Raw genomic sequence first — 12,323 nt, forward strand, 5'->3', positions numbered from 1 at the left:
GAGAGACGGTTGATGAGCGCGAATGAAGGTTACAAATTCGAGGATCTGAGCATCGGCATGGCGCACGAGACACGCCATACGATCACCGAGGAGGACATCAACCTCTTCGCGAAAGTATCGGGGGACTACAACCCGATCCATATGGATGAAGAATACGCCAAGAAGACACCGTTCGGTCAGCGCATCGCTCATGGCGCTCTCACGGCAAGCTATATTTCCGGCATTCTGGGCAACAACCTGCCTGGCCCCGGCGCGATCTTCACCCACCTCGAAATGCGTTTCCGCCGGCCCGTCTTCATTGGCGACGAAGTCATTGCGCGCGCCGAAGTCACCGAGATGTATGAGCGCGGCAACCGGGTGACGCTGAAGATAACCTGTTCGGTTGCCGACAAAGTTGTCGTGGGCGGTGAGGCCAAGGTCATGGTGCCACCGCGGGAGGCCTGATGACGGTCCACGCCGATTACCGAAACCTGCCGAAAAGCGCCCATGGCTACTCCGTGGCGCTGGGAAACTTCGACGGGCTGCATATGGGCCACCGCGCCGTCATCGATGCCGCGCGGATCGATGGCGCGCCGCTGGGTGTGGCGACTTTCGAGCCGCCGCCGCGCGCCTATTTCCGCCCGAACGATCCGCCTTTCCGTCTTTACCGTCCGGCGCGGCGCAACGCGCAGCTGATTGCGCTGGGCGCAGAAACCGTTTTCGAACTGCCCTTTACCGCCGACATGGCGTCGATGACGGATGAGGATTTCTGCCGCAAGGTCCTGGCCGAAGGGCTGGGTGTGAAACATGTCGCCGTCGGCTTCGACTTCCGCTTCGGGCGCGGGCGTATGGGCGATGCGGCCCGGCTCTCCTCGCTCGGGCGGGCTTTCGGCTTCGAGGTCAGTATTGTCGACAAGGTGGACGCCGATGGTGCGGCCAAGGTCTCTTCCACAGCGATCCGCGAGGCGCTGATTGCCGGTGATCCGCAGCGGGCCGCCGCCATGCTGGGCCATCCCTGGATTGCCGACGGCCATGTCGAGCATGGCGAGGCGCGCGGGCGCACCATCAACTTTCCGACAGCCAATATTCACCTCGGACCCCTGATCCATCCCCGCCACGGTGTCTATGCCGTGCGCTTGCGGATCGACCGGCAGGGCGAGTGGCTGCCCGGGGTCGCCAATTTCGGCCGCACGCCGACGACAGGGGTACGCGACCCGCTGCTGGAGACATTCATCTTCGACTTCGACCGCGACATTTACGGCCACTATGTCGAGGTCGCGCTGCACCATTTTCTGCGGCCTGAACTGCACTTCCCCTCGCTTGAGGAGATGATCGAGCAGATGAAGGCCGACACGGCCGAGGCGAAAACCCTGCTGGCGAGGGACCAGGATCCGGCCCCGTAAAAGGGTGACAAACCGGGCCGCGCCCGCCAGAGTATCTCGCGAAACAGACTGAGGGGACGATCATGAAATCTGTTGTCTTTGCCGCAGCCGCCCTGGCGGTTTCTGGGTTTGCATGTCCGGCGATGGCCCAGGCGGGCGACGTGGTCACGGAAGTGACCCAGTCCGATCTCGCAAGCTTTGCCGAGGCCGAGGGCCACACGGTCACGCAGAGAGGCGAGGACCCGGAGGCCCCGACCGTTCAGGCACAGACCGAGGGCGGCATGCTTTACTATCTCGTCGGCAATGCCTGCGAAGCCGGTTCCTGCCGGGGTATCAAGCTGATCGCCCGTTTCGCTGCCGACGATCAGGTCACGTCGGAAAAGGTCAACCAGATCAATCGGGACGTGCCGCCGCTGAAGCTCTGGTATGACGACTCCGGCCTGTCGGTTGAGCGCTATATCATCCTCAATCGCGGGGTGACGCGGGACAATATCGTCTTCGAGCTCAGCACCTTCGATGTGATCGTCCAGAACGTCATCGACCGGTTCAGGTCATAGGCCGGCGGGGCCCGACTGCGCGGGCTTGCCGTGCAGCAGATGACAGAGGCGGAGCGCTCTGCTAGAGCCTGCGGCCATGATGAAACGGGCCAGATCTTTCGTGATTCGAATTAGCCGCCCGGCTTGGCGATGATGTGTCCTCGAACAGGGGCGTCACGCTGAAGCCGGGATATTCCCATGCGCCAAGACAGACACTGCTGATTCGAGACTGATTACATTATGAGCGAAGAGACCAAGACAGCGACCGACTACCGCGACACGCTGTTCCTGCCGAAGACCGAGTTCCCCATGCGCGGCGGCCTGCCCAAGGCCGAGCCGAAATGGATTGAGCGCTGGGACGAGATGCGGCTCTATGACCGTATGCGCGAAGAGGCGAAGGCGCGTGGCGCCAAGCCCTTCATCCTGCATGACGGCCCGCCCTACGCAAACGGCCCGATCCACCTCGGCACCGCGATGAACAAGATCCTGAAGGACCTTGTCGTGCGCGGCCATCAGATGCTCGGCTATGACGCCTCCTACATCCCCGGCTGGGACTGTCACGGCCTGCCGATCGAATGGAAGGTGGAAGAGGAGTTCCGCGCCAAGGGCCGCACCAAGGACGATGTGCCGGGCGACGAGTTCCGCCGCGCCTGCCGCGCCTATGCGGAGAAGTGGATCGAGGTCCAGAAGGCCGGCTTCCGCCGCTGCGGCGTCGAGGGCGATTGGGACCATCCCTACCTGACGATGAATTACGAGTCCGAAGCCGCGACCGTGCGCGAATTCCTCCGCGTCGCCATGTCCGGCCGGCTCGTGCGTGGCTCCAAGCCGATCATGTGGTCCCCGGTGGAGCGGACTGCGCTGGCGGAAGCCGAAGTCGAATATCACGACCGCAAGGTGCCGGTGATCTGGGTGAAGTTTCCGATTGATATGAACGCCCAATATTGGCGTACGCAGAAAGACAGAGAAAAAATCGAGTCCCTAGCCGGAGCATCCGTGGTTATCTGGACGACCACGCCCTGGACGATCCCGGCCAATCAGGCCGTCAGCTTCAACCCGTCCATCTCCTATGGCCTCTATGAGGTCGAAAGCGTGATGAGCGAGGAGGAGCTTGGCTTCGCGCCCTTCGCCAAGCCGGGGGACAGATATGTCCTCGCCGATGCGCTCGCAGACAGCGTCATGGAGAGCGCCAAGGTGTCCGGCTTCAAGCGCGTTAGCGACGTAAATCCGGAGGGCTGGACGCTTAGCCACCCGCTGGCCAGCCTGTCGGACTTCTACAAGCACGACATCCCCATGCTCGCGGGCGACCACGTCACCGACGATGCCGGGACAGGCTTTGTGCATACCGCGCCGGCCCACGGTGAGGATGACTTCCTCGTCTGGATCGCCTCGGGCCGCACCGCCTCCGACATCCGCGACATCGTCAATGAAGACGGTGTCTATGAACATCCGGACCTGCCAGACGCCCTGCAGGGCCTCGACGTCATCCGCACCTCCGGCAAGAAGCGCGGCGAGCAGGGCAAGGCGAACCCGGAAGTGATGCGCCTGCTGACCGAAGCGGGCAACCTGCTCTCGCGCGGCGTGACCATGATCCGCGATGCCCACTCCTGGCGCTCCAAGGCACCGGTCATCCGCCGGGCCACCCCGCAATGGTTCATCGCTATGGACAAGCCGGGCGCCAATGGCTCGCGCCCGCTGCGGGATCTGGCGCTGGACGCGCTGAAGGAGACTGGCTTCGTGCCGGCCTCGGGCCGCAACCGCATCACGAGCATGGTTGAGGACCGGCCCGACTGGCTTATCTCGCGCCAGCGCAATTGGGGCGTGCCGATCACGCTGCTCGTCAGCCCGGACGGCCAGCCTCATACCTATGCGCTGGACGAGGACAAGGCCAACGAGGTCAACAAACGCATCCTCGACGCCATCGCTGCCGAAGGCGTGGAAGCCTGGTTCTCGGCCGACGCCGCCAAATTTCTCGACGGCATCGCCGATCCGGCGGGCTGGGAAAAGGTCACCGATGTGCTCGACGTCTGGTTCGACAGCGGCACGACGCACGCCTTCACCCTGCGCGACCGCGGCGTCATCGACGAGGCGACGGGGCAGGCGGACGTCTATCTCGAAGGCTCCGACCAGCACCGCGGCTGGTTCCAGTCCTCGCTGCTGGAATGCTGCGCGACGCGCGGCATGGCGCCTTACAAGAACGTCGTCACCCACGGCTTCATCGTCGATTCCGAGGGCAAGAAGATGTCGAAGTCGCTCGGCAATACGGTCGAGCCCGAACAGGTCGCCAACCAGTTCGGCATCGAGATCCTGCGCCTCTGGACGGCGAGTTCGGATTTTACCGAAGACCTGCGCATCTCCGACGATATCCTGAAGACGAATGCCGAGAGCTATCGACGCCTGCGCAACACGCTGCGCTACCTGCTCGGCGCGCTCGATGGCTATTCCGAGGACGAAACCGTCGACGCGAAGGACATGCCGGGCCTCGAACGCTGGGTGCTGCACCGCCTGGCCGAGAGCGACGCGCTGGTCCGCAAGGCTTACGCGAATTTTGACTACAAGCGCGTCATGGCCGCCATGCTGAACTTCTGCGGGGTGGACCTGTCGGCGATCTATTTCGACATCCGCAAGGACAGCCTCTATTGCGATGCGCCCTCCGACATCCGCCGCAAGTCGGCGCGCACGGTGATGGGGCTTATCCTTGAGCGGCTGGTCACCTGGCTCGCTCCGATCATGCCGTTCACCACGGAAGAAGCCTTCCTGATGAGCCATGTCGCCGGCAAGGCCGACAGCGTGCATTTGCTGACCTTCCCCGAAACGCCGGAAAGCTGGCTCGACGCTGAGCACGCCGCGCGCTGGGAGAAGATCTTCAAGGTTCGCCGCGTCGTCACCGGTGCGCTGGAAGTCGAACGCCGCGAAAAGCGGATCGGCGCCTCTCTGGAAGCGGCCCCGGAGGTTTATATCGAGGACAAGGCATTGATCGACGCGTTCGAGGGCGAAAGCCCCGCCGACCTCTTCATCACCTCCGGTGCAACGCTCATCCAGGGCGAGGGCCCGGCAGACGCCTACCGGCTGGAGGATACGCCCGGCGTGGCGGTCGTCCCGGCCAAGGCGGATGGCGTGAAGTGCGCCCGCAGCTGGAAGTATTTCGATCCGGCGGCCGCCGATCCCGACTTCCCGGACATCACCCCGCGTGATGCAGCCGCTGTGCGTGAAATGCGGGGCGCGGCCTGATGGCGGGGCCGGGGAACCGGTATGCCTGGCTGGCAATGATCGCAGGCGTGATCATTGCCGACCAGCTGACCAAGCTCTGGATCCTGGCGACGCCGGCCTTCAATGCCCGGGACTGTCTCGACATCACGATTGCCTGCGGCTCCATCGAGATTTCCTCGGTGTTCGACCTCTCCATGCTCTGGAACCGGGGCATCAGCTTTGGCACGCTGCAATCCGACGGCCTGATGCGCTGGGTGCTCGTCCTGGCGACCGGGGGCATTGCGGCGGCCTTTGTTTACTGGCTCTGGCGGGCCGAGCGCTGGCTGACGGCGCTGTCGCTGGCGCTGGTGATTGGCGGCGCGCTCGGCAATCTGATCGACCGGGTGCGGTTCGGCGCCGTGGTCGATTTCCTGGACTTTTCCGGGCCCTGGTTCGGCGCGTATATCGCGGGCTGGCCGGTCGGTTTTCCGTGGGTGTTCAACATTGCAGATGCGTCAATAACTGTCGGCGCGGTCTTGCTGTTTCTCGATCAGTTTTTAATGTCGCGTTCCGGGTCCGAAGATGCGACAAGGGCCTGAGCGATAGAGATTTCGAGTGAGGACGCCGATGAGACAATCCTTTCTGACACTGGCGGCTATGGGGGCGCTCCTTGCAACTGGCGGCTGCCTCTTTGGTGGCGGCGGCCCGTCCGGGCCGGATGAGTTCCGCGTCGTGACCAAGGCGCCGCTGTCGGTGCCGCCTGAATACAGCCTGCGCCCGCCGGCGGCCGGCACCTCTGTTCCGGCCGAAGCCGATCCGACCCGCGCGCCTGTCGCGGCCGCTTTCGGGTCCAGCATCGGCGAGAATGCCAGCGCGGTCGAGCGTGCGCTTGTTTCGGCGGCTGGCGCCAATGCCGTCAATCCGATGATCCGCTCCATGGTCGACTATGAAGAGGCGGGCACCATCCGCAAGACGCGTGACGATGCCGATGCGATCCTCAATTCGCAGGGCGAGGTCGAGGACAATGCGACCGGCAATGAGCAGGTCACCATCGCCCGCGGTAGCGGCGACAGGATCAAGCTGCCGGGCACGTAAGCCCGCTGCCATCATCGAGCTCTGAAGAGAGCGCCCAGACCGGAGAGAAACTATGAAGACATTTCTTGCGGGGGGGCTGGCAGCGATCGCCATTTCGGCCGGCTCCGCCATGGCAGACACGGCGGAGGCCGGATGGCATCCGACAACATTCGAGCTCGACAATGGCATGGACGTGGTCGTCCTGCCGGATCATCGCGCACCGGTGGTGACGCACATGGTCTGGTACAAGGTCGGCGCGGTCGATGAAGAGCCGGGCAAGTCCGGCATCGCGCACCTCTTCGAACATGTCATGTTCAAGGAAACCGACGATATTGGCCCGGAAGAGTTCACCTCCATCGTCCAGCGCAATGGCGGCCAGCTCAACGCCTTCACCTCCTGGGACTACACCGCCTATTATGAGCGCGTCGCCAAGGAGCAGCTGAAGCGCATGATGGAGCTGGAAGCCGAGCGGATGACGGATCTCATCATCAATGACGATCCGGAAGGCCCGTTCATTTCAGAGCGTGATGTCGTCAAGGAAGAGCGCCGACAGCGGATCGACAACAATCCCGGCGTGATCCTGCAGGAGCAGGTGATGGGCGCGCTCTATCAGGACCATCCCTACCATATCACCGTGATCGGCAAGATGGACGAGGTTGCCGCGCTGACGCCGGAAGACGGCCTCGACTTCTACAACACCTGGTACACCCCCTCGGAAGCCATCCTCGTGGTGGCCGGCGACGTGACGCCTGAACAGGTCCGCACGCTGGCCGAAGAGACCTATGGCACGATCGAGGATCCACAGATCGAGCGGCCCGAACGCGGCTGGGAAACTGTCCAGCCGCTGGCCGAGACCCAGACCATCACCCATAGCGATCCGAAGGTCCGCCAGCCGGAATGGCAGCGCTGGTATCTCGCCACCTCCTACAGTCAGGACCGCGATTTCGCCTATGCGCTCGACGTCGCGATGGACGTGCTGGGCGGCGGGCGCACCAGCCGTCTTTACCAGGCGCTGGTGGAAGACCAGAAGATCGCCGTCGATGCCTCGGCCGGCGCCTGGCTCTCGCTGCACGACACCGCCCCGGCGGTGCTCTCGGCTTCGCCTTCGCAGGGCGTCAGCCTGGACGAGCTGGAAACAGCCTATATGGCCGTCGTGAACGATGTTCTGGAGAACGGCTTTACCGACGCCGAAGTCGAGCGCTCGCGCAATTCGCTGGCCGCCAGTGCCATCTATCAGCGCGACAGCCAGGCCAGCATGGCCCAGCTCTATGGCTCGACGCTCGCCGTCGGTGGCACCGTCGACGATGTGATGAGCTATCCCGACGATATCCGCAGCGTCACCAAGGACGATGCCATTGCCGCGCTGCGCAAGGTGCTCGGGGCAGACCAGAATTATATCGAAGGCCATCTGCTGCCGGCCTCGGACGAGGAGGAGAGCGAAGGATGAAACGTATAACGACACCGCTGTTCGGCGCGGCGGCCTCCGCGCTGCTGCTTGCCGCCTGCCAGACGGCAGACACGCAACAGGCCTCGTTCGATGAAAGCCAGCCAGCCGTCACCGACGCCGCAGACCCGGCCGAGCCGGCCGGCCTCGAGATCACGGTTCACGAAGGCGATTTCGCCACGATCCAGGAATTCACGACCCCGGGCGGTGTTTCCGTCTGGCTGGTCGAGGAGCCTTCCATCCCGATCATGGCGTTGCGCATGGCCTGGGAAACCGGCGAAGCCACCGATCCGGACGGCCTGGAAGGGCTGACCGATGCGATGGTTTACCAGATGAATGAAGGCGCCGGCGAGCTCGATTCGCTGGCTTTCGCCACGCGCATGGAAGAGCTGAACATGGGCTTCTCCTGCGGGGCTGGCAACGAGACGACCTATTGCTCGGCCAACATGCTGACCGACAATGCCGGCGAGGCGATGGATCTTGTCGCCCTGGCGCTCAACGAGCCGCGTTTCGACGAAGGCCCGTTCGAGCGGTTCCGCCGCGAGGCGCTGATCGGCCTGAAGACGCGCGAGACCAATGCAAGCTATCTCGCCGGCCGTGCCGCGAACCAGGCCCTGATGCCGAACCATCCCTTCTCTCGTGAGACGAGCGAGGAGAGCCTCACGGCGCTGACCCCGGCGCTTGCGCTTGAGCGCAAGGACGAGATCATGGTCAAGGATGGGCTGCTCGTCACCGCCGTTGGCGCCATGTCGCCGGAAGAGCTTGCGCCGCTGCTCGATGCCGCTTTTGCCGGCCTGCCGGAAAGCTCCGACATTGCGCCCATCGAGGATGTCGACCTGAACGCCCCGCTGCCCAATCCGGCCGTGGTGGACCTGCCGCAGCCGCAGAGCCTCGTCACCTTCACTGCGCCGGGCATCGCGCGCGACGATGACGACTTCTTCCCCGCCTATGTGCTGAACTACACCTTTGGTGGCGGCGGCTTCGAAAGCCGCCTTATGAAGGATCTGCGTGTCGAGAAGGGGCTGACCTATGGCGTCTATACCGGCCTGCAGACGGGCGACCACCTCAATCTCTGGTCCGGCGGCGGCCAGACCAAGAATGAGAGCGCCGGCGCCTTCATAGAAGGGCTCGAGGCGGAGATGACCGACATTGTCGAGAACGGCATCACCGAAGCCGAGCTTTCCGACGCAAAGGCTTATCTGACAGGCTCTTATCCGCTCTCCTTCGACAGCAACTCCAAGATCGCCTCCAACTTGATGGGCGTTCGTCAGGAAGAGCTCGGCATCGACTATTTCGACCGGCGCAATGCCATGGTCGAGGCGGTTACGCTGGAAGATGTGAACCGGATCGCCGCCGAATATCTCAAGCCGGAGAACTTCACCTATATCGTGGTCGGCCAGCCGGAAGGTCTTGAGGCCGTTTCCGAATTGCCGGCCGCCGATGAGGACGAGGTCTCGCTCGATGATGCCGCCGACATGGAAGAGCATGACGAGGAAGAGACAAGGGCCATGCCGGACCCGGGGCACGGCTAGGTCCTGACACGGATACCAGAAGAAAGGGGCGGTTCTGTCGGGAGCCGCCCTTTGTCTTTGTGAGGCAATGGCAAAGCCTGATATAATCACCTTTCATGCCTGATTCTGCACGTCTCTCCGCGCGGCCCGTGATCCGCCAGCTTCCGCCCGATGCGGTCAATCGGATTGCGGCCGGCGAAGTCGTCGAACGCCCGGCTGCGGCGGTGAAGGAATTGGTCGAGAATGCGCTCGACGCCGGTGCGACATCCATCTCGGTTTCGATCGAGGAAGGCGGGCTGAAACGCATTATCGTTGAGGATGATGGCTGCGGCATGAGCGCCGACGACATGGTCATGGCGCTGGAGCGCCACGCCACCTCCAAGCTTTCGCCCGGCGAGGATGGGCGGATCGATCTCCTGAACATCCACACCATGGGCTTTCGCGGTGAGGCACTGCCGTCCATCGCCAGCGTCTCGCGCATGAGCCTCACCTCGCGCGCCGAGGGCGAGGATGCCTCAGAGGTCTTCGTCGAAGCTGGCCGTGTGGAAGGCCCGAAACCCGCCGCATGGACGGGCAGGGGTGAGACCGGCACGCGCATCGAGGTGCGCGACCTCTTCCACGCCACACCGGCGCGGCTCAAATTCATGAAGTCCGAACGCGCCGAAAGCATGGCCGTCACCGACGCGCTGAAGCGGCTTGCCATGGCGAATGCCGGGGTGAGCCTCTCGCTGGAGAGCAATGGCCGCACGAGCTTTCGCTATGCCGCGCACACGCCAACGCCCGAAGGGCATCTGGAACGCCTTGGCGCGATCATGGGCCGGGAGTTTCGCGAGAACGCGCTGTCGATCGAGGCCGAACGCGATGGCGTGACGCTGTCGGGCTTTGCCGGCCTGCCGACGCTCAATCGCGGCAATGCGCAATACCAGTTCCTGTTCGTGAACGGGCGCCCGGTGAAAGACCGTATGCTGACGGGTGTGATCCGCGCGGCCTATCAGGATTTCCTCGCGCGAGACCGCCACCCCATGGCGGCGCTGTTCGTCGATTGCGATCCGGAACTGGTCGATGTGAACGTGCACCCGGCCAAGACCGAAGTGCGGTTTCGCGATGCCGGGAATGTCCGGGGGCTGATCATCGGTTCACTGCGCCACACGCTGGCAGCGGCCGGGCATCGCGCCAGCACGACGGTTGCGGGCTATGCGCTCGGCAAGATGCAGGGCGAAGAGGCCGCGCCGCAGAAGGATGCGCCGCTGCCGCAGCCCTCGGTCTGGGACCGCTCGAGCCTGTTTCGCGACTCCTATGGCAGCGCGCCGCCGCCGCGTCCGCAGCCGCAACCGGCCGACTGGCAGCCGGCCCCGCCCGCGCCGGGAATGGCTGAAACGGGGGAGCGTTACGATGCCCCGTCTGTCCGGATCGAGGCCGAGCCGGCCCCTGACAGTCACGACTTTCCGCTCGGCGTCGCCCGCGCGCAGCTGCACGAGACCTATGTCGTCACTCAGACGAAGGACGGCATCGTCATTGTCGACCAGCACGCCGCGCATGAACGTCTCGTCTATGAGCAGATGAAGGCGCAGATGGCTGCCGATGGCGTCAAGCGCCAGGCGCTGCTCATCCCGGAAGTGGTTGAGCTGGCCGAAGACGAAGCCACCCGCGTGCTCGAGCGCGCCGGGGAGCTTGCCGAAATGGGGCTCGAGATCGAGGCGTTCGGGGCCGGGGCGGTTTGTGTGCGCGCGACGCCCGCGCTGTTTGGCAATATGGATGCCGCCGGCCTCATCAAGGATCTGGCCGACGATTTCGCCGAATATGAAGAAGGTCTCGCCCTGAAGGAGCGCTTCGAGGATGTCATGGGTAACATGGCCTGCCGCGGCGGGGCGGTGCGCGCGGGGCGCCGGCTCAATGCCGACGAGATGAATGCGCTTCTGCGCCAGATGGAAGCGACGCCCTATTCAGGCCAGTGCAATCATGGCCGCCCGACCTATGTCGAACTGAAGCTCGCCGACATCGAAAAGCTGTTCGGGCGGCGCTAGCGTCTATTCCACGCCGCCGACATCGCCGTCGACAACGGTGTAGATTTCCGGCGTGCACGTGCCTTCGGTGATCATTTCGCGCTTGATGGTAAAGTCTTCGCCGGCTTCCGGCATCGTCTCGAAGTCATCGACGCTCATATAGAAGATGCTGGCATCGCTATCGTTCATCTCGACGGTGTCGCCATCGATGGCGACGACATGGGCCTCCACCATCGCCACCTCATAGCTGCAGGCGCCGCCGGCGATCTGCTCGGTCTCGTCGACCTTGTTGATCTCGTCGGTGCCGGCTTCAGTGGACATCTCGCCCGCATCGCCGGCCTCGTCGGTGACCGGCTCGCCCGGTTCATTTCCGCAGGCTGTAAGCATCAGCGCGGCCGCGCAAAGAAAGGCAGCATGTTTCATGGTCGTCCCCCTGAGTTGAATGTGCTGCCCAGTGGGACACGGAGCGGGGCTTTATGCAAGCCCTGACGAGGCTCAGTAATTGCCGGGCGCGTCGCTCGCCGGGAAGGACTCGTCGGAATCCTCATCGATCTCGTCCCAGCTGTCGGGCGGGCTTTTCATGCAGTCCGGACCCGCCGGGCGGATCGGGCCGCTATCGGCACAGCCCTTTCCGGGCGCCGTCTTGATCTTCTTTTCTTTCTCGCCGGGCTTCGCCATGGCCATCTCTCCTTCATGATGGCTATAGCGTGCGCGTCCTGCATCGCAGTCGCAATACGGGATGTCCCGCATAGCCGATCGGTCAGTGCGTGCGGAATTCGGCCCCCTCCGCGAGCACGCCCTTGCCGGGCACATGATTGACCTCGCCGCGTATCCCGTCGGGATCCTCGAACAGGACGGAGTAATAGCCCGGCGCCCAGGGGCCTTCTTCGGGCGCATGGATGATCTTTCCGCCAAGCGCCATGACAAGCTTGTGGGCCTGGTCGACCGTCTCGCGGTTCTTCGCCCGGAAACAGTAGTGATGCAGGCCGACCCGCCATTGGTTGGCGCGCTCGCCGGCATGGGCCGGGTCCGGTTTGCGGATGCCGAGCGCCGTGCGTGCGCCGACGCAGTAGAGGATCTCCTCGCTGTCCTCGACGATCTGAAGCCCCATGGCCGGCAGGAGCTCGCGATAGAAATCCGTCGAAGCTTTGAAGTTGCCGGCCGTGATGATCAGGTGGGCCATGCCCGAAATGTCCATGATGCGTCCT

At 63.9% G+C, this 12,323-nt stretch carries 12 protein-coding genes; 9 read left to right on the plus strand and 3 right to left on the minus strand.

Annotated elements, in window-relative coordinates; genetic code table 11:
• Positions 1 to 12: 12 nt before the first annotated feature.
• From B8784_RS09790 to mutL, 9 genes are all read left to right on the plus strand, one after another.
• The gene (locus B8784_RS09790; protein ID WP_084397785.1) at positions 13 to 444 is read left to right on the plus strand and encodes a MaoC family dehydratase; all 432 of its coding nucleotides are present in this window, start codon (positions 13 to 15) and stop codon (positions 442 to 444) included.
• Positions 444 to 1,382 (plus strand): riboflavin biosynthesis protein RibF, encoded by a 939-nt coding sequence (gene ribF, locus B8784_RS09795; RefSeq protein ID WP_084397786.1) that lies wholly within the window; start codon positions 444 to 446, stop codon positions 1,380 to 1,382. Before B8784_RS09790 ends, ribF begins: the two co-directional genes overlap by 1 nt.
• A gap of 62 nt (positions 1,383 to 1,444) precedes the next feature.
• Positions 1,445 to 1,918, plus strand: a complete 474-nt coding sequence (locus tag B8784_RS09800) for a YbjN domain-containing protein (protein ID WP_084397787.1) — start codon at positions 1,445 to 1,447, stop codon at positions 1,916 to 1,918.
• A gap of 219 nt (positions 1,919 to 2,137) precedes the next feature.
• Complete coding sequence (gene ileS / locus B8784_RS09805; RefSeq protein ID WP_084397788.1) at positions 2,138 to 5,125, plus strand: isoleucine--tRNA ligase; 2,988 nt, start codon at positions 2,138 to 2,140, stop codon at positions 5,123 to 5,125.
• Positions 5,125 to 5,682, plus strand: a complete 558-nt coding sequence (gene lspA / locus B8784_RS09810) for a signal peptidase II (RefSeq protein ID WP_084397789.1) — start codon at positions 5,125 to 5,127, stop codon at positions 5,680 to 5,682. The genes ileS and lspA overlap by 1 nt, the downstream gene beginning before the upstream one ends.
• A gap of 28 nt (positions 5,683 to 5,710) precedes the next feature.
• Positions 5,711 to 6,178 carry a DUF3035 domain-containing protein gene (locus B8784_RS09815; RefSeq protein ID WP_084397790.1) on the plus strand — a complete coding sequence of 156 codons (468 nt, stop codon included), beginning with the start codon at positions 5,711 to 5,713 and terminating at the stop codon, positions 6,176 to 6,178.
• A 52-nt stretch (positions 6,179 to 6,230) separates the two neighbouring features.
• On the plus strand, positions 6,231 to 7,604 hold the full coding sequence (locus tag B8784_RS09820) for a M16 family metallopeptidase (protein ID WP_084397791.1): 1,374 nt from the start codon (positions 6,231 to 6,233) through the stop codon (positions 7,602 to 7,604).
• The gene (locus tag B8784_RS09825; protein WP_084397792.1) at positions 7,601 to 9,133 is read left to right on the plus strand and encodes a M16 family metallopeptidase; all 1,533 of its coding nucleotides are present in this window, start codon (positions 7,601 to 7,603) and stop codon (positions 9,131 to 9,133) included. The genes B8784_RS09820 and B8784_RS09825 overlap by 4 nt, the downstream gene beginning before the upstream one ends.
• A gap of 95 nt (positions 9,134 to 9,228) precedes the next feature.
• A complete protein-coding gene (mutL, locus tag B8784_RS09830) occupies positions 9,229 to 11,136 on the plus strand; it encodes a DNA mismatch repair endonuclease MutL (RefSeq protein WP_084397793.1) in 1,908 nt (635 codons plus the stop codon).
• A 3-nt stretch (positions 11,137 to 11,139) separates the two neighbouring features.
• Here mutL and B8784_RS09835 read toward each other — a convergent pair whose 3' ends face one another.
• The 3 genes from B8784_RS09835 to B8784_RS09845 form a co-directional block, all read right to left on the minus strand.
• Positions 11,140 to 11,538, minus strand: coding sequence for a hypothetical protein (locus B8784_RS09835; protein WP_084397794.1), 399 nt, complete (start codon positions 11,536 to 11,538; stop codon positions 11,140 to 11,142).
• A 72-nt stretch (positions 11,539 to 11,610) separates the two neighbouring features.
• Positions 11,611 to 11,793 carry a hypothetical protein gene (locus tag B8784_RS09840; protein WP_143435405.1) on the minus strand — a complete coding sequence of 61 codons (183 nt, stop codon included), beginning with the start codon at positions 11,791 to 11,793 and terminating at the stop codon, positions 11,611 to 11,613.
• 82 nt (positions 11,794 to 11,875) lie between these two features.
• Positions 11,876 to 12,313, minus strand: coding sequence for a VOC family protein (locus B8784_RS09845; protein ID WP_143435406.1), 438 nt, complete (start codon positions 12,311 to 12,313; stop codon positions 11,876 to 11,878).
• Positions 12,314 to 12,323: the final 10 nt, after the last annotated feature.

Origin of the sequence: Henriciella aquimarina (assembly GCF_002088975.1) — a bacterium.
Lineage (GTDB): Bacteria > Pseudomonadota > Alphaproteobacteria > Caulobacterales > Hyphomonadaceae > Henriciella > Henriciella aquimarina.

What these genes read in the sequence shown, in the direction of transcription:
- B8784_RS09825 (WP_084397792.1), top strand. Translation starts at nt 7,601, where the DNA reads ATGAAACGTATAACGACACCGCTGTTCGGCGCGGCGGCCTCCGCGCTG.
- B8784_RS09840 (WP_143435405.1), bottom strand. Translation starts at nt 11,793, where the DNA reads ATGGCGAAGCCCGGCGAGAAAGAAAAGAAGATCAAGACGGCGCCCGGA.
- lspA (WP_084397789.1), top strand. Translation starts at nt 5,125, where the DNA reads ATGGCGGGGCCGGGGAACCGGTATGCCTGGCTGGCAATGATCGCAGGC.
- ribF (WP_084397786.1), top strand. Translation starts at nt 444, where the DNA reads ATGACGGTCCACGCCGATTACCGAAACCTGCCGAAAAGCGCCCATGGC.
- mutL (WP_084397793.1), top strand. Translation starts at nt 9,229, where the DNA reads ATGCCTGATTCTGCACGTCTCTCCGCGCGGCCCGTGATCCGCCAGCTT.
- B8784_RS09835 (WP_084397794.1), bottom strand. Translation starts at nt 11,538, where the DNA reads ATGAAACATGCTGCCTTTCTTTGCGCGGCCGCGCTGATGCTTACAGCC.
- B8784_RS09815 (WP_084397790.1), top strand. Translation starts at nt 5,711, where the DNA reads ATGAGACAATCCTTTCTGACACTGGCGGCTATGGGGGCGCTCCTTGCA.
- B8784_RS09800 (WP_084397787.1), top strand. Translation starts at nt 1,445, where the DNA reads ATGAAATCTGTTGTCTTTGCCGCAGCCGCCCTGGCGGTTTCTGGGTTT.
- ileS (WP_084397788.1), top strand. Translation starts at nt 2,138, where the DNA reads ATGAGCGAAGAGACCAAGACAGCGACCGACTACCGCGACACGCTGTTC.
- B8784_RS09790 (WP_084397785.1), top strand. Translation starts at nt 13, where the DNA reads ATGAGCGCGAATGAAGGTTACAAATTCGAGGATCTGAGCATCGGCATG.
- B8784_RS09845 (WP_143435406.1), bottom strand. Translation starts at nt 12,313, where the DNA reads ATGGACATTTCGGGCATGGCCCACCTGATCATCACGGCCGGCAACTTC.
- B8784_RS09820 (WP_084397791.1), top strand. Translation starts at nt 6,231, where the DNA reads ATGAAGACATTTCTTGCGGGGGGGCTGGCAGCGATCGCCATTTCGGCC.